At 62.8% G+C, this 20,931-nt stretch carries 15 protein-coding genes; 2 read left to right on the top strand and 13 right to left on the bottom strand.

Annotation, left to right across the window (positions count from 1 at the left end; translation table 11 throughout):
• Positions 1-229: 229 nt before the first annotated feature.
• The 10 genes from typA to DT070_RS16355 all read right to left on the bottom strand — a co-directional run bounded on the left by typA (position 230) and on the right by DT070_RS16355 (position 14,927).
• On the bottom strand, positions 230-2,056 hold the full coding sequence (typA, locus tag DT070_RS16400; protein WP_122956360.1) for a translational GTPase TypA: 1,827 nt from the start codon (positions 2,054-2,056) through the stop codon (positions 230-232).
• Positions 2,057-2,090: 34 nt separating this feature from the next.
• Positions 2,091-3,137, bottom strand: a complete 1,047-nt coding sequence (gene truB / locus DT070_RS16395) for a tRNA pseudouridine(55) synthase TruB (protein ID WP_122956359.1) — start codon at positions 3,135-3,137, stop codon at positions 2,091-2,093.
• A 90-nt stretch (positions 3,138-3,227) separates the two neighbouring features.
• Complete coding sequence (gene rbfA, locus DT070_RS16390; RefSeq protein WP_122956358.1) at positions 3,228-3,596, bottom strand: 30S ribosome-binding factor RbfA; 369 nt, start codon at positions 3,594-3,596, stop codon at positions 3,228-3,230.
• A 67-nt stretch (positions 3,597-3,663) separates the two neighbouring features.
• The gene (infB, locus tag DT070_RS16385; protein WP_122957449.1) at positions 3,664-6,567 is read right to left on the bottom strand and encodes a translation initiation factor IF-2; all 2,904 of its coding nucleotides are present in this window, start codon (positions 6,565-6,567) and stop codon (positions 3,664-3,666) included.
• A 28-nt stretch (positions 6,568-6,595) separates the two neighbouring features.
• Positions 6,596-8,122, bottom strand: a complete 1,527-nt coding sequence (gene nusA, locus DT070_RS16380) for a transcription termination factor NusA (RefSeq protein ID WP_092127446.1) — start codon at positions 8,120-8,122, stop codon at positions 6,596-6,598.
• Positions 8,123-8,155: 33 nt separating this feature from the next.
• Positions 8,156-8,752 carry a ribosome maturation factor RimP gene (gene rimP, locus DT070_RS16375; protein WP_122956357.1) on the bottom strand — a complete coding sequence of 199 codons (597 nt, stop codon included), beginning with the start codon at positions 8,750-8,752 and terminating at the stop codon, positions 8,156-8,158.
• 395 nt (positions 8,753-9,147) lie between these two features.
• Positions 9,148-10,791: an ABC transporter ATP-binding protein gene (locus DT070_RS16370; RefSeq protein WP_122956356.1), complete on the bottom strand. Its 1,644-nt coding sequence runs from the start codon at positions 10,789-10,791 to the stop codon at positions 9,148-9,150.
• Complete coding sequence (locus DT070_RS16365; RefSeq protein WP_369973883.1) at positions 10,791-11,996, bottom strand: ABC transporter permease; 1,206 nt, start codon at positions 11,994-11,996, stop codon at positions 10,791-10,793. The genes DT070_RS16370 and DT070_RS16365 overlap by 1 nt, the downstream gene beginning before the upstream one ends.
• A complete protein-coding gene (locus DT070_RS16360) occupies positions 11,962-12,990 on the bottom strand; it encodes a microcin C ABC transporter permease YejB (RefSeq protein WP_122956355.1) in 1,029 nt (342 codons plus the stop codon). Before DT070_RS16360 ends, DT070_RS16365 begins: the two co-directional genes overlap by 35 nt.
• 137 nt (positions 12,991-13,127) lie before the next feature.
• A complete protein-coding gene (locus DT070_RS16355; protein ID WP_194965909.1) occupies positions 13,128-14,927 on the bottom strand; it encodes an extracellular solute-binding protein in 1,800 nt (599 codons plus the stop codon).
• Positions 14,928-15,022: 95 nt separating this feature from the next.
• On the opposite strand from DT070_RS16355, the gene fabI reads away from it, so the two are divergent.
• Positions 15,023-15,832 carry an enoyl-ACP reductase FabI gene (gene fabI / locus DT070_RS16350; protein WP_122956353.1) on the top strand — a complete coding sequence of 270 codons (810 nt, stop codon included), beginning with the start codon at positions 15,023-15,025 and terminating at the stop codon, positions 15,830-15,832.
• A gap of 228 nt (positions 15,833-16,060) precedes the next feature.
• On the opposite strand, the gene DT070_RS16345 is transcribed toward fabI, so the two are convergent.
• Both DT070_RS16345 and DT070_RS16340 read right to left on the bottom strand, forming a co-directional pair.
• Positions 16,061-16,807 carry a GNAT family N-acetyltransferase gene (locus DT070_RS16345; RefSeq protein WP_122956352.1) on the bottom strand — a complete coding sequence of 249 codons (747 nt, stop codon included), beginning with the start codon at positions 16,805-16,807 and terminating at the stop codon, positions 16,061-16,063.
• A gap of 173 nt (positions 16,808-16,980) precedes the next feature.
• The gene (locus tag DT070_RS16340) at positions 16,981-17,331 is read right to left on the bottom strand and encodes a GFA family protein (protein ID WP_122956351.1); all 351 of its coding nucleotides are present in this window, start codon (positions 17,329-17,331) and stop codon (positions 16,981-16,983) included.
• Between the two features lie 172 nt (positions 17,332-17,503).
• Here DT070_RS16340 and DT070_RS16335 point away from each other — a divergent pair, with 172 nt between their 5' ends.
• Complete coding sequence (locus DT070_RS16335) at positions 17,504-18,499, top strand: DNA ligase (RefSeq protein WP_122956350.1); 996 nt, start codon at positions 17,504-17,506, stop codon at positions 18,497-18,499.
• 81 nt (positions 18,500-18,580) lie between these two features.
• Here DT070_RS16335 and DT070_RS16330 read toward each other — a convergent pair whose 3' ends face one another.
• The gene (locus DT070_RS16330) at positions 18,581-20,869 is read right to left on the bottom strand and encodes an arginine/lysine/ornithine decarboxylase (RefSeq protein WP_122956349.1); all 2,289 of its coding nucleotides are present in this window, start codon (positions 20,867-20,869) and stop codon (positions 18,581-18,583) included.
• Positions 20,870-20,931 lie beyond the last annotated feature (62 nt).

Below are 20,931 nucleotides of genomic sequence, written 5' to 3'. Positions count from 1 at the left end.
CAATCAATTCAGGCTGAAAGCGAACACAAAAAAAGTTAAAAAGGCCGCTGGAGCTTACACACACAGCGGCCTGGTTTCTGGCGATTCACCGCACTACACGGAGCTGCCCTTTCTTCATGCCAGCATGAGCCGCGGGACTGGCTTTGCCAGACCGCAGGCGGGCGGCCCCCTCGGGGGGCAGGAAGCTACACGAAGTGAGCGACCGTGGGGGCGCTACTCAGCGTGGGGCTCAAGACCGTCCGGCGCGCTTGCGATCGCTCTCTTTGAGGTGGCGCTTGCGCAGGCGAACCGACTTGGGCGTGATTTCAACCAGCTCGTCGTCCTCAATGAACTCGACACCGTATTCGAGCGTGAGCTCGATAGGCGGCGTGATCTTGATCGCGTCTTCCTTGCCGCTGACGCGGAAGTTGGTCAGCTGCTTGGTACGCGTGGCGTTGACCACCAGGTCGTTATCGCGGCTGTGGATGCCGACGATCATGCCCTCGTACACCGGGTCGTTGGCGCGCACGAACATGCGGCCGCGGTCGTCCAGCTTGCCCAGGGCGTAGGTGAAGATTTCACCGTCGTCCATCGAGATCAGCACACCGTTTTTACGGCCGCCGATGTCGCCCTTGTGCGCTTCGTAGCTGTCGAAGATGTTGGAGATCAGGCCGGAACCACGCGTCAGATTCAGGAACTCGTTGGTAAAGCCGATCAGGCCGCGCGCCGGGATGCGGTACTCAAGGCGCACACGGCCGCGGCCGTCCGGCTCCATGTTCACCAGCTCGCCCTTGCGCTCGCCCAGGGCCTGCATCACGCCGCCCTGGTGCTGGTCTTCGATGTCGGCGGTGACCAGTTCGATAGGCTCGTGCTTTTCGCCGTTGACGTCCTTCATCACGACGCGCGGCTTGGACACCGCCATTTCATAACCTTCGCGGCGCATGTTTTCCAGCAGGATGGTCAGGTGCAACTCACCACGGCCCATGACTTCGAAGATGCCTTCTTCGTCGGTTTCCTTCACGCGCAGGGCCACGTTGTGCTGCAGCTCTTTCTGCAGGCGGTCCCAGATCTGGCGGCTGGTGACGAACTTGCCTTCACGGCCGGCCAGCGGGCTGGTGTTGACGCAGAAGTTCATGGTCAGGGTCGGCTCATCGACCTTGAGCATGGGCAGCGGCGCCGGGTTGGTGGGGTCGGTGATCGTCACGCCGATGCCGATGTCGGTCAGGCCGTTGATCAGCACGATCTCGCCGGGGCCGGCTTCGGTCGCCTGCACACGCTCCAGGCCCTGGAAGGTCAGCACCTGGTTGATGCGGCCCTTGACGGCCTTGCCGTCCGGGCCTTCCATGACAACCACGTCCATCATGGGCCTGATCGTGCCCTGGCTGATACGGCCCACGCCGATGCGGCCGACGAAGGTCGAGAAGTCGAGGGCGGAAATCTGCAGTTGCAGCGGCGCTGCGGGGTCACCCTTTTGCGCAGGCACGTGCTTGAGGATGGTGTTGAAGAGCGCCGACATGTCGGGGCCCCACTGCTCGTTCGGCGGGCCTTCTTCGAGCGAAGACCAGCCGTTGATGCCCGAGGCGTACACCACCGGGAAATCGAGTTGCTCGTCGGTCGCGCCCAGCTTGTCGAACAGGTCGAAAGCGGCGTTGATGACCTTGTCGGGGTTGGCGCCCGGCTTGTCGACCTTGTTGACCACGACGATGGGCTTGAGGCCCAGCGCCAGGGCCTTCTTGGTCACGAAACGCGTCTGGGGCATGGGGCCTTCCTGCGCATCGATCAGCAGCACCACACCGTCGACCATGGACAGCGCGCGCTCCACTTCACCGCCGAAGTCGGCGTGGCCCGGGGTGTCGACGATGTTGATGTGCGTGCCTTCCCAGGTCACGGCGCAGTTCTTGGCCAGGATGGTGATGCCGCGTTCTTTTTCGATCGCGTTGTTGTCCATCACGGTGTCGACCACCTTTTCGTGCTCGGCAAAGGTGCCGGACTGGCGCAGCAACTGGTCAACCATGGTGGTTTTGCCATGGTCAACGTGGGCGATGATGGCGATATTGCGGATTTGTTTATGGCTCATGGTTGGCTTTCAGGAAGACTCGAAACGGTACGGGTTAATGTTGGAAAGAAGGAGCTTCGGCGCCGGTGGGCGCGGCAGCGGGATCGGGTGAAAAAAGTTCGGCACGCGTTTTGGCGGCTTGCAGGATGTCCTGTATTTCAATCGGGCTCAGCAGACGCTGCGGAATCAATTCGTCGGCCGTCACATGGGCCGAGCCCAGGAAGGCCGGGGGTGCAGTGCCGTAAACCTGCACCAGCGGCGCATCGGCGCCCCACTGGCCGGGCTCGCCCCGGCGGCGCAGGCCGCTTAAAAACCGCCCTGCATTGTCGGCGTCCAATGTGACAGACGGGTACGCCGACACCAGCGACTGCGCCGGCAGCAGGCAGGCTTCGCGTTCGGGCTCGGTCATGGCCTCCAGCGCCGGCAAGGTCACGCACTGCTGCGTCCCGTAGCCGCCGGTCTCCAGCCGCCTGAGCGAGCCGAGGTGGGCGCCGCAACCGATGGCCTCGCCGATGTCTTCGCCCAGCGTTCGGATGTAGGTGCCTTTGCTGCAGGTCACTATTATTTTGATAGCAGCAGGTGCACGGCTGTCTTGGGCCAGAGCCATATTCAGCTTGAAAATCGTGATATGGCGGGCTTCCCGCTCCACGTCTTCGCCCTTGCGGGCGTATTCATACAGCGCCTTGCCGTCTTTCTTGAGCGCCGAGTACATCGGCGGGATCTGCGCCAGCGGGCCGGTGAAACGCGCCGTCAGGGCCTCGAGCAAGGCGGGCGTGATCTCGGGCACAGGCCGGGTTTCGATCACGTCGCCTTCGGCGTCGGCTGTCGTGGTTTTCTGGCCCAGCAGCAACACGGCCTCGTAGGTCTTGTCGGCGTCGAGCTGGATCTGGCTGAATTTGGTCGCCGCGCCGAAGCACAGCGGCAGCACGCCGGTGGCCAGCGGGTCCAGCGTGCCGGTGTGGCCGGCCTTGTCGGCGCGCAGCAGCCATTTGGCCTTCTGCAAGGCCTGATTGCTCGACAGGCCCAGCGGCTTGTCGAGCAGCAGCACGCCGTGCACGGGACGTCGCTGGATTTTCTGGCGATGTGAAGAGGTTTGCGTCATAAATTCCGACAGGCTCAGCGCGCGGGCTGGCCCGGGCGCTCCGTTGGCACCGTTGTCCCTGAACCTGTCATCAAGGGAAACGGCGCGAACTCAGTCGTCTTGCGCGCGAGAAGAAACCGCCTTGGCAATCAAGGCGTTCATGTCGGCCGCACGTTCCGTCGTGCGGTCGAAGTGGAAGTGCAGGGTCGGCACCGTGTGCGTCATCAGGCGCTTGAACAGGCCGTTGCGCAGGAAGCCGGCCGCCTGGTTGAGCGCTTCTTCGCACTCTTTCGGGTCGCCGACGAGCACGCTGAAATACACCTTGGCATGCGCATAGTCGGCCGTCACCTCGACGGCCTGGATGGTCACCATCCCGACCCGCGGGTCTTTCAACTCGCGCGCGATCAGCTCCGTCAGATCCCGCTGGATCTGATCGGCAACGCGAAAGCCGCGGTTGGGGGTGGAAGATTTTTTACGCATGTCAAAAAATGGTGGGGCCTGTTGGGCGGTGGCCGGCAGCTTGAAGGGCTTGCCGGCCGGCCGGGCTTCAGGCCTCCAGCGTCCGGGCCACTTCCCTGATTTCGAAGAATTCCAGGATGTCGCCAACCTGGATGTCGTTGTAGCCCTTGACGTTCAAGCCGCACTCGAAGCCTTCCTTGACTTCCTTGACGTCGTCCTTGAAGCGCTTGAGCGAGTCGAGTTCACCCGTGAAGATGACCACGTTCTCGCGCAAGAGGCGCAGGCGTGCGTTGCGGCGAACCACACCGGCGGTGACCATACAGCCGGCGATCGAGCCGATCTTGCTGACCTTGAACACCTGGCGGATCTCGGCATTGCCGATGACTTCTTCCTTCTTGTCCGGCGTCAGCATGCCCGACATCGCGGAGCGCAACTCGTCCACAGCGTCATAAATGATGTTGTAGTAACGAATGTCCACGCCGTTGTTTTCGGCCTGCTTGCGGGCCTGGGCATCGGCGCGGGTGTTGAAGCCGATCACCACCGCCTTGGAGGCGATGGCCAGATTGACGTCGGACTCGGAAATACCGCCGACCCCGGAGTACACCAGCTGGACCTTGACCTCGTCTGTCGACAGCTTGAGCAGCGACTGGGCCAGGGCTTCCTGCGAACCCTGCACATCGGCCTTGATGATGATGGGCAGCATTTTGACTTCGCCGGCGCCGATGTCGGAGAACATGTTCTCCAGCTTGGCGGCCTGTTGCTTGGCCAGTTTGGTATTGCGGAACTTGCCGGCGCGGTAGGTGGCGATTTCACGGGCGCGGCGCTCGTCGGTCATCACCATGAACTCATCGCCGGCCTGGGGCACGTCGGTCAGGCCCTGGATCTCGACCGGGATCGACGGACCCGCGCTCTTGATCGGCTTGCCGTTTTCGTCCAGCATGGCGCGCACGCGGCCGTAGGTCGAGCCGGCCAGCACCACATCGCCGGCTTTGAGCGTACCGGCCTGGATCAGCACGGTGGCCACGGGGCCGCGGCCCTTGTCCAGCTGGGCTTCAATGACGAGGCCCTTGGCCAGTGCATCCACCGGCGCCTTCAGCTCAAGCACTTCGGCCTGCAGCAGCACCTGCTCCAGCAGGGCGTCGATGCCGGCGCCGGTATGGGCGGAGACACCCACAAAAGGCACATCACCGCCGAACTCTTCGGGAATCACTTCTTCGGTGACCAGCTCGCCCTTGACGCGTTCCAGGTTGATGCCCGGCTTGTCGATCTTGTTGATGGCAACCACGATGGGAACGCCAGCCGCCTTGGCGTGCTTGATGGCTTCCTTGGTTTGCGGCATCACGCCGTCGTCGGCAGCCACCACCAGAATCACGATGTCGGTCGCCTGAGCGCCACGGGCACGCATGGCTGTGAACGCCTCGTGGCCCGGGGTATCCAGGAAGGACACCATGCCGCGCGGGGTTTCCACGTGGTAGGCGCCGATGTGCTGGGTAATGCCGCCGGCTTCGCCCGCGGCCACCTTGGCGCGGCGGATGTAGTCCAGCAGCGAGGTCTTGCCGTGATCGACGTGGCCCATGACCGTGACAACCGGTGCGCGCGGCAGAAGTTCTGCCTGCTGGCCATGGACGTCTTCGTCGGTAAAGGCTTCCGGATCGTCCAGCGCGGCGGTGACCGCCTTGTGGCCCATTTCTTCCACCACGATCATGGCGGTGTCCTGGTCCAGCGGCTGGTTGATGGTGACCATCTGGCCAAGCTTCATCAAGTGCTTGATCACCTCGGAAGACTTGACGCTCATCTTGTGGGCGAGTTCGGCCACGGTGATGGTTTCGGGCACGTGCACTTCAATGACCTTGAACTCGGTCGGCGCCACAAACGTGGATTCCGGACGTGCTTCGCGGTCGTTGCTGCGGCGGCCGCGCGGGCCGCTGCGGAAATTGCCACGGCCCGGCACGACGGGCGCGCCACGGCTCGGGATGCCCTTTTTCTTGGCTGCGTCGTCTTTCCAGGTCGAAGACAGGTTCTCCGACTTGACTTCTTTCTTGCCTGCTGCGGCCGGTGCGCCCGCAGCAGCGGGAGCGCCGGGCCTGGCGGCTGCGCCCGGCGCGCCGGCCGGTTTGTGCAACGTGCCCTTGATGGCGGCCTTGGGGTCGACGTGCGGCACCAGGACGCGCTTGGGCGCCGACATCATGGCGCGGATGCCGGCCGCCTCGGCCTCGGCCTTGCGGCGGCGATCCTGCAGCTCTTGCGCCTTGGCGGCATCGGCCTGGAATTCAGCGGTGGCCTTGGCTTTGGCGGCAGCGGCGGCCGCGGCGGCATCAGCCGACTTGGTGGCTTGCTCGGCGGCGGCGGTCTCTGCGGCCTTGGCCGTTTCGGCCGTGGCCGGAGCGGCTTCCTTGGCTTTTCCGGCGGGCTTGGCCTTCTTGACGACGGCGGCTTCAGCAGCGGCGGCGGCCGCCTGGGCGGTGTGCTCGGCGGCCAGGCGTTCCTGCTCGCGGGCGGCGTCCTTGGCGTCCTGCTCTTCACGCAGACGGCGTTTTTCGGCGAGTTCCTGCTCCTGGCGGCGCAGCAATTCTGCGTGCCGGCTGGCTTCTTCCTCGCGGCGGATGAGTTCGGCCTGGTCGATGACGGGCGCCTGCGGCGCTGCAGCCACTTCAGGCTGGACTTCTTCCGCGGGCAGGTCGGAGCCGTCCTCGCGTTTGACGAAGGTGCGCTTTTTGCGGACTTCCACCTGGATGGTGCGGGCTTTGCCGGTGGCGTCGGCCTGCTTGATTTCGCTGGTGGACTTTTTCACCAGCGTGATTTTTTTGCGCTCGGCCGTGACGGTGCCATGGCTGGCCTGCAGATAGCCCAGGAGCTTCTGCTTGTCCGCCTCGGACAGGGGGTCGCTGGCTTGCGCCTTGGCAACCCCGGCGCTGGTCAATTGCTCGATCAGCGTGGCGGGAGATTTATTGAGTTCAGCTGCGAATTCAGCGACGGTAGTGGTACTGGACATATGTTTTTTTCCTGCAGGCCTTTCATGATCATTGCTCTTGGGCCGCTGCGGGTGCAGGGGTGTCAGCGGCAGCGGGCTCATCGGTAAACCAATGCGCGCGAGCGGTCATGATCAGGGCTTTGGCTTCGTCCGCAGACTGGCCGGTGATATCGGTAAGTTCGTCCACAGCCAGATCGGCCAGGTCGTCGCGGGTGCTGATGCCCGCTTCCGTAAGTTTGGCGATCAGCTCAGGCGTGAGGCCTTCAACGTCGCGCAGGTTCTGCGAAACGCCTTCGGCATTTTCTTCCTTGGCGATTTCCATCGTCAAGAGTGCGTCTTTGGCGCGCGTGCGCAGCTCATTGACGGTGTCTTCGTCGAAGGATTCGATCTCCAGCATTTCCTGCAGCGGCACATAAGCCACTTCTTCCAGGCTGGTAAAGCCTTCGGAGATCAGGATGTCGGCGATTTCCTCGTCCACGTCGAGCTTTTCCATGAAAAGCTTGCGGCTGGTGTCGGTTTCGGTGGCCTGCTTCTGGGCAGACTCGTCGGCCGTCATGATGTTGATCTTCCAGCCGGTCAGCTCGGCGGCAAGGCGCACGTTCTGCCCGCCCCGGCCGATCGAAATCGCCAGGTTTTCTTCATCGACGACGACGTCCATGGCGTGGCGCTCTTCGTCCACCACGATGGAAGACACGTTGGCCGGAGCCAGCGCACCGATCACGAACTGGGCCGGGTCTTCGCTCCACAGCACGATGTCGACGCGCTCGCCGGCGAGTTCGTTGGTCACGCCGTTGACACGGGTGCCGCGAACGCCGACGCAGGTGCCGATCGGGTCGACGCGCTTGTCGTGCGACAGCACGGCGATCTTGGCGCGAGAGCCGGGGTCACGGGCGCAGGATTTGATCTCCAGCAGGCCCTGCTCGATTTCAGGGACTTCCTGGCGAAACAGCTCGATCATGTACTCGGGCGCGGTGCGCGAGAGGATGATGGGCGCGCCGCGCAGGGTCGTGTCCACTTCCATGATCATGGCGCGGACGCGGTCGCCGGAGCGGAGGTTTTCCTTCGGGATCATGTCGGAACGGCGCAGGCGGCCTTCAACACGGCCGGATTCGACAATGATGTCGCCCTTGTCCATGCGCTTGACGGTGCCCACAAAAATCTTGTCGCCGCGCGACATGAAGTCGTTGAGCAGCATTTCGCGCTCGGCGTCACGGATCTTTTGCAGGATGACCTGTTTGGCGGCTTGCGCGCCAATACGGCCGATGGGCAGGCTTTCCACCGGCTTTTCGATGTAGTCGCCCTCTTCGATGTCGGCGATTTCGTCGCGGGCATCGCTGACCAGCTCTTCGGCTTCAGGGTTTTGCAGGCCGGCCTCGTCAGGCACCACCAGCCAGCGGCGGAAGGTCTCGTAATTGCCGCTGTCGCGGTCGACGGCCACGCGGATGTCCACTTCGCCTTCGTACACCTTCTTGGTGGCCGAGGCGAGCGCGAGCTCGACGGCGCCAAAGACGACGTCACGTTCCACATTTTTTTCACGCGAGATGGCATCCACCAACATCAACAGTTCGCGATTCATTTCACAAGCCTGCCTTTCTTCATTTCTTGAAATTTAATTGTCTGTAGAGGGTTCGGCACCAGGGGCTATTTTGGGTTTACGCCCCTTGAAATCAACCACGGGCGCAAGGCGCGCCTGATGGATCTCGTCGAGCGTAAAACCCAGCGCCTGCAGCGGTGCGGGGACCTTCTTCTTGCTAACTTTTTGGCCAGGTTTCACGGCGGGCTCGTCGCTCCAGACGATTTGCCAGCCGGCTGTACCGGTCGCGGCACGTTCCAGCGTGCCGCGGAATTTCTTGCGGCTGGCCGCGACGGTTGAACCGGCGCTGGCTGCCACGCCAATCGGCGCCTTGAGGGTGATGTCGATCAACTCCCCGGCAAAACGCTCAAAATCCTTTTCATTGCGCAGGGGCCTGTCGATGCCGGGGGAGCTGACCTCCAGCCGCGCATATTCGGCGCCTTCGACTTCCAGCACAAACTGGAGCTGGCGGGTGACTTTTTCGCAATCTTCGGCATTGATGAACTGTTCGGCGCCCTGGACGTAGGGCATGTCGATCGTGACGCGCAGCAAACCGCCGCCGGTGCGCTCGATCTCGACCAGCTCGTAGCCCAGCCCAGTCACAGTTTGCTCAATCGTCTCTTGCAATGCCATTCAGTCTTTTAATACCCGGTTTAAATCAATCGTTCAAAAACAAACGCCCAAAAAAAATGGGCGGTGAAAACCCGCCCATTTGGTCGTGAAGCTCTTATTGTAACGTGCCGCGCCCTTCGATGCAAACAATTTCCGTGCCTGAAACCAAAGGGAACGCCTGAAACCCGTTGCTGCAAATATGAATTGTCAGATATGCAGCTGGTGACTGAAGCCTGAAACCTCAATCGGCGCTTGAACACCCTAATGCAATGGAGAAGAAAAGGAGTCCCCGGGAAAATAAATGGGACTTGGCCGGTCTTGTTCAAGTCAAGACTTTTTTTCTAAAATATCCATATAAATCAATCTACTATTTTTTATAGTTAAAGTGATTTATGAGAAATTTCCGACCTCCAGCCTCAGGCGGCAGACACCAGAACCCGCGTGTAAGGATGCTGCGGCGTATCCAGCACAGCGCTCAACGAACCTGCTTCCAGCACGTCGCCGTCTTTCATCACCATGACTTCATGGGCCATGGCACGAATCACATCGACATCGTGCGTGATCAGCAAATAACTCAAGCCCCGTTCGCGCTGTAGCCGTTGCAGCAGCCCCAGCACCTGCTTCTGAATGGTCACATCCAGGGCGCTGGTGGGTTCGTCCAGCACCAGCAGGCTGGGGTTGACGATCAGCGCGCGGGCAATTGCGAGGCGCTGGCGTTGCCCGCCTGAAAACTCATGCGGATAACGCTGCAGCAGCCCCGGAAACTGGGCGTCGGTCATGCCGACATCGGCCAGCGCCTGCAGCGCCCGCTCCCTGCGGCCCAGGGCGGCCAGCCCGGGCTCATGCACCAAAAGGCCCTCTTCCACGATGGCTTCGACGGTCATGCGGGGCGACAGCGAGGAAAACGGGTCCTGGAACACCACCTGCACGGCGCGGCGGATGGCCTTGTTGCGTGCCGCTTGCCGGCTCCAGGCCTGGCCGGCCGCCTGCAGTTCCCCTGAAAAAGGCAGCAGCCCCAGGCTGGCCAGGGCCAGGGTGGATTTGCCGGAGCCGGATTCGCCGATCACGCCCAGCGTCCTGCCGGGGGGGATTTGGAAACTGGCGCTTTTGACGGCCACAAATTCGGCATGCCGGAACCAGCCGCGGATGCCGGGAATGGGCACCGGGTAGGCAACGCGCAGCTTGTCCGCCTTCATGGCGGGCGCATCGCGGTCGGCGCCGCCGTCCGCCGCGGCCAGCCCGTCCCGCTGCGGTTTGCTGTCGATCAGTTTGCGGGTGTAGGCGTGCTGGGGCCGGGCGAAAACTTCTGCCACCGGGCCTTGCTCCACGATGCGGCCGTTTTCCATCACGGCCACACGGTCGGCGAACTTGCGCACCAGGTTCAGGTCATGGGTGATCATCAGCACCGCCATGCCGTTGCGCTGCTGCAAGTCGCCCAGCAGGTCCAGGATTTGCCCGCGCAGGGTGACGTCCAGCGCCGTGGTGGGCTCGTCGGCCAGCAACAGCCTGGGCTGGCAAGCCAGCGCCATCGCGATCATGGCCCGCTGGCGCTGCCCGCCCGAAAGCTGGTGCGGGAAGGAATTGGCCCGCCTTTCAGGCTCGGTAATCCCTGTATCTGCTAGCAATTTGATAGCGGCTTGTGCAGACTCCGCCTGGGCCAGGCCCTGTTTTAGCTGTATAACTTCAGCGATCTGGTTGCCCACGCTGAACAGGGGGTTCAGCGCCGTCATCGGCTCCTGGAAGATCATGGCGATGTCGCGCCCGCGTATCCCGCGCAGCGACTGCTCCGGCAAAGACAGCAGGTCCACGGGCGACCTGGGCGGCGCCCCGCTGGCCGTCCGCCCTGCCCCGTCGACGCCGGTAAAAACGGCCTTTCCGTTAACGGCGGCGTTTTGCGCCAGCCGCAGCAGGCTCAGCGCCGTCACGGTCTTGCCTGAGCCCGACTCGCCCACCAGCGCCAGCTTTTCGCCGGGCGCGATGGAAAAATCGATGCCGTGGACCACGGATTTGCCCGCGAACGATATCCGCAGGTTCTGGACGTCAAGCAGCGGCGTGGCCATCAGTCGGCCTTCCTGGGGTCCATGGCGTCGCGCAAGGCGTCGCCCATGAAGGTCAGCAGCAGCAAGGTGATCACCAGAACGGCGAAGGTGGACAGCGAAATCCACCAGGCGTCGATGCTGTTCTTGCCCTGCGACAGCAACTCGCCGAGCGAGGGCGTTCCCGGCGGCACGCCCAGGCCCAGGAAGTCGAGCGAGGTCAGCGCCAGAATCGCGCCGCTCATGCGAAACGGCAGGAAGGTCACGACCGGGGTCAGGCTGTTGGGCAGGATGTGGCGCCAGATGATCTGCAGGTTGCCCACGCCCAGCGCGCGGGCCGCGCGCACGTAGTCCATCTGGCGGTTGCGCAGGAACTCGGCGCGCACGTAATCGGACAAGCCCATCCAGCCGAACAGGCTGAGGAGGATCAGCAGCAGCGCCACGCTGGGCGCAAAGACGGCGCTGAAGATGATCAGCAAATACAGCTCTGGCATGGAGCCCCAGATCTCGATGAAACGCTGGAACAGCAGGTCGGTTTTACCGCCGAAGTAGCCTTGCAGCGCGCCGGTCAGCAGGCCCAGCAGCACGCCGGTGGCCGTGAGCGCCAGCGCAAACAGCACGCTCACCCGAAAGCCGTAGATCAGCTGGGCCAACAGGTCACGCCCGCGGTCGTCGGTGCCCAGCAGGTTGGCGCGTGTGGGTTTGGAGGGGTTGGGCTCTTTCGCAAAATAGTTGAGGGTATTCGGGCCATAGGGATTGAGCGTGTACAGCGCAAAATTGCTGCCCTGCGCCAGCCGTTCGCGAATGAAAGGGTCCAGGTAGTCCGTCGCCGTGTCGAAATCACCGCCAAAGGTTTTCTCGCTGTAGTTCTTGACCATGGGGAAGTAATAGCTACCCTCATAGCGCACCAGCAGCGGCCGGTCGTTTGAAACCAGCTCTGCAAAAAGGCTCAGCGCCACCAATGTGCAGAACAGCACCAGGCTGTAGAACCCGAGCTTGTTGCGCCGAAACCGCCTCCAGGCCCGGCGCGCGGGGGAATTCGACACGTATTTTTCCTGCTCAGCGCCGCCGCGGATCGGGCTAAGGCTGGCAGCGGGGGACTGGTTTTCGCCAGTGCCGTCGCGGATCGGGCTTCGCCCGTCCGCCAACGGCGCCCCCCTGGGGGGGAGGCGGCCGGAGGCCGCTTCGGGGGGGTTAGTCAAATCTGACACGCGGATCCACCCAGACATAAGACAAATCGGAAATCAGCTTGGTGAACAAGCCGATCAAGGTAAACAGGTAAAGGGTGCCCAGCACAACCGGGTAGTCGCGCCGGATGATGCTTTCGTAACTGAGCAGCCCCATGCCGTCCAGCGAGAACAGGGTTTCGATCAGCAGCGAGCCGGTGAAAAACGCGCCGATAAAAGCCGCCGGAAAGCCGGTGATGATGGGAATCAGCGCATTGCGGAACACATGCTTCCAGAGCACCTGGCGCTCGCCCAGGCCCTTGGCGCGGGCGGTCAGCACGTATTGCTTGCGGATTTCCTCGAGAAAGGCGTTTTTGGTCAACATGGCCGTGACGGCAAAACTGCCCAGCACCATGGCCGTGACGGGCAAGGTGATGTGCCAGAGGTAGTCGGTGATGCGCGCCCCCCAGCTGAGGGTTTCCCAATTGGACGAGGTCAGGCCGCGCAACGGAAACCACTGCAACTGCCCGCCGAAGATCACCAGCAGCGCGACGCCCAGCACAAAACCCGGTATTGCATAACCGGCCAGCACCAGCAAGGTGGTGACGAAATCAAAGCGCGAACCGGCGCGCACCGCCTTGGCCACACCCAGCGGCACGGCCACCAGGTAGCTGATGAAGAAAGTCCACAGGCCCAGGCTGATGGAAACCGGCAGCTTCTCCTTGATCAGCTGCCAAACCTCCTTGTTCTGGAAGAAGCTCCTGCCCAGGTCGAAGCTCAGGAACTGCTTGAGCATCAGGTAAAAGCGCTCGGGCGCCGGTTTGTCGAAACCGTAAAGCGCCTTGATCTGCTCGACCCGCTTCGGGTCCACGCCCTGCCCGCCCCGGTAGCTCAGGCCCCCGCCTTCAGTGCCGCGGCCCGCACCGGCCTTGGCCTCGGCCATATATTGCTCGACCGGCCCGCCCGGCACAAACTGCATCACCACAAAGGTGATCAGCAGCACCCCGAACAAGGTCGGAATCATCAACAGGCAGCGTTTGAGGATGTAGGCAAACATGAATAGCCAGACCTCTCAAACCCAGCAGGCGCCGTGGAGCTGGCTCCGCCAGGCCACAGGCGCCGCCCCCTGGAGGGGGGAAGGCGTTACGCGAAGCGAACGTCCGACGGGGGGGTACATCTTTTCGACGGGGGTGTTCATCTAGCCCACCAGGTATTGATGATCCAGGTTTCCCCAGGCGCATAAGGCGGCATCTGGCCCGGCATGGCCAGGCGGCGTGCGTTGTACACCACGCGGTGGGTGCCCGCCGTCCACTGCGGCAACAGGTAATGGCTGTGCGCCACGATGCGCTCCAGCGCATGGCAGGCGGGCAGCAGTTCGGCCTTGGTCTTGGCGCTGGTCATCTTCGCGATCATGGCATCAATCGCGGGATTGGCGGCGCCGCTGAAGTTGCCTGAGTCCTCGATGCCGGCAGCCTTGCTGCCGAAGAGGTCGGCAAACTCCTGGCCCGGGTTGTTGGTGCCGCCGTAGGCGATGGAGACGATGTCGAACTCGAACTTCTGCAGGCGCTGCTGATACAGCGCGAAATCCGCCTGGCGGAAGTTGAGCTGGATGCCGAGCTTGTCGAGGGCGCGCATCCAGGGCGAAATCGTACGCACGCCGCCTTCGTTGCTATCCAGGTATTCCAGCACCATGGCCTCGCCCTTGGCATTGCGCAGCTTGCCGTCCTTTACTTCCCAGCCGGCCTCCTTGAGCAGCGTCTGGGCGCGGCGCAGGTTGGCGCGCAGGGAGGCATCGCCGTCGGTGCGCGCCGGCACGTACATGGGGCCGAAGGCGCCCACCGGAATCTGTTTGCGCCAGGGTTCCATCAGCGCCAGTTCTTCGGCCGACGGCGTCCCGGTGGCCTGGCAATCGGTATTGCCGAAAATGCCGGTCACACGCTGGTAGGCGTTGTAAAAGAGCTGGCGGTTCATCCATTCGTAGTCGATCGCCAGGCCCAGGGCCTCGCGCACGCGCGGGTCCTTGAGCTTTTCGCGCCGGGTGTTGAGCACGTAACTCTGGAAACCCGAGGGCAGGCGGTGCTTGAACTCGCCTTTGACGAGCTCGCCGCTGTCAAAGCGCTTGCCGCTCAGGCGCCGGGCCCAGTCGCCGGCCGAGAAGAACCGCATGATGTCGAACTCGCCGGCCTTGAGCGCCTCCAACTTGGCGGTGTTGTCCCTGTATATCTTGACGGTCACGTTGTCGAAATTTTCCGTGCCGACCCGGACATTGAGCTTTTCGCCCCAGTAGGCCTTGTCGCGCACGTAGGTGATGTCCTTGCCGAACACCACCGGGCCGATACGGTAGGGACCGCTTCCGATGGGGATGTCGGTCACTACCTCGTTAAAAGGCTTGGCTTTGCCGGCACCGTCCATACCCCATTTGCGGCTGAACACCGGCAGGCCGCCCACCGTCAGCGGCAGTTCGCGGTTCGGCTTTTTGAAGCGAAAGCGCACGGTCCGCTCACCGGTTACCTCGCAGGCCGCGACGTCCTCGAGCAGGGTCTTGTAGCTCGGCGAGGTATGCGGGCCCATCAGGGTGTCGAAGCTGTACTTGACGTCGGCGGCCAGCACCGGGTCGCCGTTGTGAAAGCGCGCCTCTTTGCGCAGGCGGAAGGTGGCCGCCAGCCCGTCAGGCGCCACCTCGACGTCTTCGGCCAGCAGGCCGTAGCCCGAGGCGGTCTCGTCCATGGCGCCGGTCAGCAGCGAGTCGAACATGAAGTCCGAGAGGTACGCCGGGGCCGAGCCTTTGATCGTGAAGGGGTTGTATTTGTCGAAGGTCGAGTAGCGCAGGTTGCTGACCAGGCGCAGGTCGCCGCCCTTGGGCGCGGCAGGATTGACGTAGTCGAAGTGGGCAAAGCCCGCGGGGTATTTGAGGTCGCCCCAGAGCGCGTAGCCGTGCGCGGCCCACAACGGCGATGAAACTCCCATCAGGGCCCAGACCAGCAAACTTCGCATGCGACAATTCTGCACTACTTGAGTCGGCAAAATTCCGGCGCGCAGACGCCGCGCCGCTGCCGGCATACCCGAAGCGCATTTACTGGAGCACCTCAATGGCGACACATACCGGATTCCTCACTGGCAAAAAACTGTTGATCACGGGGGTCCTCTCCAACCGTTCCATCGCCTACGGCATCGCCAAGGCCTGCCATGCACAGGGTGCCGAACTGGCTTTCGGCTACGTCGGCGAGCGCTTCAAGGACCGCATCACCGAGTTCGCCGCCGACTTCGACTCCAAGCTGATTTTTGACTGCGACGTGGGCGACGACGCGCAGATCGAAAAAATGTTTGCCGATCTCTCCAAAACCTGGCCGACCTTTGACGGCTTTGTGCACAGCATCGGCTTTGCGCCGCGTGAGGCGATTGCCGGCGACTTCCTGGACGGCCTCTCGCGCGAGAGCTTCAAGATCGCCCACGACATCAGCGCCTACAGCTTCCCGGCGATGGCCAAGGCCGCCCTGCCCTACCTGAACAAAAAATCGGCGCTGCTCACGCTGACCTACCTGGGCGCCGTGCGCACCGTGCCCAACTACAACACCATGGGCCTGGCCAAGGCCAGCCTGGAGGCGTCGGTGCGTTACCTGGCCGAATCGCTGGGCCCCAAAGGCATGCGCGTCAACGGCATCAGCGCCGGCCCGATCAAAACCCTGGCCGCCAGCGGTATCAAGGGCTTCGGCAAGATCCTGAGCGTGGTCGCCGAGGCCTCGCCGATCCGCCGCAACGTGACGATTGAGGATGTGGGCAATGTCGCGGCCTTTTTGCTGAGCGACCTGGCCGGCGGTGTGAGCGCCGAGATCACTTATGTCGACGGCGGCTTCAGCCACGTGGTGGGCGGGATTGCCGAGCCGGCCGAGGCGGGCTGAGCAGGCTGAGGCCTCACGCTATCAATTCAGGAGCAGCTAGCCCAGGTTTTTAAAGGGCTTCAGGCCTTTTTGATGCTGAAACCCAAGGGATTTCCGGTGCTTGCCCGATGCGCGAGCAGCGGAAGTCCTTTTTTATGCCAGTTTGGCCCATTTTGGCCTCCAGCCCTTTAATTACATGGGCTGGCTGCTATCAAAAGAAGAGCGGTAGCCAGACGCCCCGCCGTCCACTCACACTGCGGGCTGGCTCCAGTAGTCATAACTCCAGGCCGTTTCAAACCCCGCGCGGCGGTAAAGCGACAGCGCGGGGGCGTTGATATCTTCCACCTGCAGGAACACCCGCTCAATGCCGCGCTGGATCGCCACGTCCGCAATGCCCGCCAGCACCCGCCCGGCAAGCCCCCGCCCCCTCCACGCCTGGTCGGTACGCATGCCGTGCACGCTAGACCAGCCATGGCTGAACGCGCCGGCGCCCGCCGCCACGGTTTTGCCGTTTTCACGGACGCTGGCAAACACAGAGCCGCGGGCGCGGCCCAAGGCCTTGACCCGGCTCGCGCCATCGACCGGGTCAAAACCTGCGGCGAGAAACAGCGCTGCCCATTGCGCATCCGGTACATCGGCGGTTTCGGCAGGGGTGGCGGCACAGCCATCGCGCATGGCCTGCGCGGAGCCCACCTGGACCAGCACCGGCCGGCCGCGCTGGTAATTGCGCCGCTCAAGTTCCAGCCGCAAGCTGTCGAAACAGGGCTCATTGGCCAGCCGGAACAGCGTGCGCAGCCCGCGCGCCCGGTAGCGTGCCTCAATCTGGCCGACCACGGTGTTCCCGGCGGGTGCATGTCTCAGCGGGACAGCGCAGTGGGCCCGGTTGACCGTTCCGTGGTCAAAGGCCAGCAGCCAGCCGTCAAATTCTTCAACGGCTTCGGGGGATACCGCCGCAACGGTGGCGCGCTCTATGGAGTCGATGTCGCTCGAATTCATTGTCTCTGGAGGAAAGCCCACAGCGCCGGGCGCAGCAGGAAGTCAGTTGTCAGTCCTGCTGATTATTGGCGCATTCGGGGATCTTGGGGAGCGCCCGAGAGACGCGACATAGAGGCGGGCCGCCTCGCCAGATGCGTCTCAACCCGGCGAAGCGGGCCAAGGCGCCCCCGAGACTAGGAAGCGCGCCCGTTGAAATGCTGGACGGGAATGGCGGCAAGGTCGATGCCTTCCAGGCAGCGCACATTGATGGCGGCCATGCCCTTGCCGCTTGGGTCGGTTCCCTCGCCATAAGGGTGAATGCCGCAGGTCGGGCAAAACCGGTGGCGGATGGCGTGCTTGTTGAAGAGGTAGGTGCTGGCGTTGTCTTCCGGCGTCAGCAGCCGGAGTTTGTCGCGGGCCACAAACCAGAGCAGCGAACCCTTGCGCTGGCACATGGAGCAATTGCAGGCCAGCACACTTTCAGGCTGGCCCTCCACCTCAAAAGCGATTTTTCCGCAGTGGCAGCTTCCTTGCTGGGTCGTCATGGCCGAATCCTTTCCTGGTCATTTGCAGACTGAACGTGGGTCAATGGTGGGGCTGATCACGAGCGGCCAGTGAAAGGGGCTACAGATGGCCAACCGATTGCACAGAGACGCTTGCACCTCGGCACGGTGAAATATAGACTGTATATTCATACAGCAAAAAGTCAAATCAACCATGAAAAACGAATTCCGGCTTGACGCTCCAGCCGCTCCAGCCACCACTCACCGTCCCCGCGTGACGCGTTTTCGCCTGACTGCACTGCATCTGCTGCTGGTGGCGGCAGGCCTTCTGACACCGGCCTTTCCCTTCGTCTCTGCTGCATCTGCCGCTGTCCCTTCCGCTACTTCTTCTACTTCTTCCACCTCCTCCACGCTGGGCGCCCCGCCACTCATGCTGGCCAAAAATTACCAGCCAGGCATTTCCCTGTCCGACCACTGGGTGAGCGAAAAATACGACGGGGTACGCGGCTACTGGGACGGTGAAAAATTGCTGACCCGGGGCGGCGAGCGCATTGCCGCCCCCGCCTGGTTTACCGCGGGCTGGCCCAAGACGCCCCTGGACGGGGAGCTATGGGCAGGCCGCGGCCAGTTCGCCCGGGCCGTCTCCACGGTGCGCCAGCAAACCCCGGACGATGCGGCATGGCGGGCGATGCGCTTCATGGTGTTCGACCTGCCCGCGCACGGCGGCAGCTTCAGCGACCGGATTCCCGCCCTGGGCGGGCTGGTGAGCCGGATCGACCAGCCCTGGGTGCAGGCCGTAGCGCAATCAAAAGTGGCAAATCACCCTGCCCTGCAGGCAATGCTGGCCAGGACCGCCAAGAGCGGCGGCGAAGGGCTGATGCTGCACCGGGGCGCGTCGCTCTATAAAAGCGGGCGCAATGACGACCTGCTCAAAGCCAAAACCCACGAAGACACGGAAGCCCGCGTGGTCGCGCACATTCCGGGCAAAGGCAAATATGCCGGTGTGGTGGGCGCCCTGCTGGTAGAAATGCCGGGGCAGGATGGCAAGGCCGCCCGGCGCTTCAAGCTGGGCACAGGCCTGAGCGACGAGCAGCGCCGCAACCCGCCGCCGGTGGGCAGCACCGTCACCTACCGCTTTCGGGGCCTGAACGACAGCGGCATTCCCCGCTTTGCCAGCTTTATGCGCACGCGCGAAGAGGCAGCCCTTTAGAACCCATTGGTGAGCGCACCATCAAAAAAGCCGGTGCAAATGCACCGGCTTTTTTTGCCGCCCTGACGGAACGCCGCGGGCTTATTTCTTCACGCAGTCGGCGTAGTAGCGGGTCTTGCCCTTGGCATCGACCTCTTCCACCAAGCCGTGGATATCGGTCTCAAAGCCCGGGCATTGCGCATTGAACTCGCGCGAGAACTTGAGGTAGTCCACGATGCGCTTGTTGAACACCTCGCCCGGAATCAGCAGCGGAATGCCCGGCGGGTAAGGTGTCACCAGACCCACGGTGATGCGGCCTTCCAGGTGATCAATCTCGACCCGCTCTGTTGTGCGGTGCGCGATGTGGGCATAGGCGTCGCTGGGTTTCATGGCCGGGGCCAGGTCGCTCAGATACACCTCGGTGGTCAGGCGGGCGATGTCGTACTTGGCGTACAGGGCATGGATGTGCTGGCACAAATCGGCCAGGCCCATGCGCTCGTATTTGGGGTACTTCTGGCAAAACTCCGGAAGGATGCGCCACATCGGCTGGTTCTTGTCGTAGTCGTCCTTGAACTGCTGCAGCGCCGTCAGCAGCGTGTTCCAGCGGCCCTTGGTGATGCCGATGGTGAACATGATGAAGAAGCTGTAGAGGCCGGTTTTTTCGACGATCACGCCGTGCTCAGCCAGGAACTTGGTCACGATGCTGGCCGGGATGCCGGTCTTGGCGAACTTGCCGTTCAGGTCGAGGCCGGGCGTGACGATGGTGGACTTGATCGGGTCCAGCATGTTGAAGCCGGTGGCCATCTGGCCGAAGCCGTGCCAGTTGTTGGCGCCGTTTTTGGCCGTCTTGGCGCTGCGGGATTCGCCCTTGATGATCCAGTCCTGGGCTTCGCCGATGCCTTCTTCGACCAGCTTGTCCGGACCCCAGACCTTGAACCACCAGTCGTCGCCGTATTCCTCGTCGATCTTGCGCATCGCGCGCCGGAAGTCCAGCGACTCGGCAATGCTTTCTTCCACCAGCGCGGTGCCGCCGGGCGGCTCCATCATGGCGGCGGCCACGTCGCAGCTGGCGATGATGCTGTACTGCGGCGAAGTCGAGGTGTGCATCAGGTAGGCCTCGTTAAAGAGGTGCCTGTCGAGCTTCACGTCCTGCGAGTCCTGCACCAGCACGTGGCTGGCCTGGCTGATACCGGCCAGCAGCTTGTGGATGGACTGGGTGGCATAGACGACGGCGTTTTTCGGCCGTATGCGGTTCTTGCCCATCGCGTGGTAGGTGCCGTAGAACGGGTGGAAAGCTGCGTGCGGCAACCAGGCTTCGTCGAAGTGCAGGTTGTCGATAAAGCCGTCCAGCATGCCCTTGATGGTTTCGGTGTTGTAGAGCACGCCGTCGTAGGTGGACTGCGTCAGCGTCAGCACGCGCGGCTTGACCTTGCTGCTGTCCACGCCCTTGAGCAGCGGGTTGGCATCGATCTTGGCGCGGATGGCATCCGGCTCGAATTCGCTCTGGGGAATCGGCCCGATGATGCCGAAATGGTTGCGCGTCGGCTTCAGGAAAACAGGGATCGCCCCCGTCATGATGATGGAGTGCAGGATGGACTTGTGGCAGTTGCGGTCGACCACCACCACGTCGCCGGGCGCCACCGTGTGGTGCCAAACCATCTTGTTGCTGGTCGATGTGCCGTTGGTCACAAAGAAGCAATGGTCGGCATTGAAAATGCGCGCAGCATTGCGCTCGCTGGCACCGATCGCGCCATTGTGGTCAAGCAACTGGCCCAACTCTTCCACCGCATTGCAGACGTCGGCGCGCAGCATGTTCTCACCGTAGAACTGGTGATACATCTGCCCCACAGGGCTTTTGAGAAAAGCCACGCCGCCGGAGTGGCCCGGGCAATGCCAGGAGTAGGAGCCGTCTTCGGCGTAATCGAGCAGCGCCTTGAAAAATGGCGGCTGCACGCCCTCCAGATAACTTTTGGCTTCACGCAGGATATGGCGCGCCACAAATTCGGGCGTGTCCTCAAACATGTGGATGAAGCCGTGCAGCTCGCGCAGGATGTCGTTGGGGATGTGGCGCGAAGTCTTGGTCTCACCGTAGACATAGATCGGCACGTCCAGGTTCTTGCGGCGCACCTCCTCGATGAAGGTGCGCAGGTTCAGCACGGCGGGATCGAGGTCGGGGCCGGGCGAGAACTCTTCGTCGTCGATCGACAAAATGAAGGCGCTGGCGCGGCTTTGCTGCTGGGCAAACTGCGACAGGTCGCCGTAGCTGGTGACGCCCAGCACCTCGAAGCCCTCGCTTTCGATGGCTTGCGCCAGCGCGCGAATACCCAGCCCGGAGGTATTTTCGGAGCGGAAGTCTTCGTCAATGATGACAATGGGAAAGCGAAATTTCATGGCGTGGGCTGGAGTTCATGGTCGCCCTGAACCTGTCGGAGGGCATGGGGAACGCTCAAAGG

The sequence above is a fragment of the Polaromonas sp. SP1 genome (genome assembly GCF_003711205.1).
Classification (GTDB): domain Bacteria; phylum Pseudomonadota; class Gammaproteobacteria; order Burkholderiales; family Burkholderiaceae_C; genus Polaromonas.
This window is presented reverse-complemented; position numbering and strand designations above follow the sequence as displayed.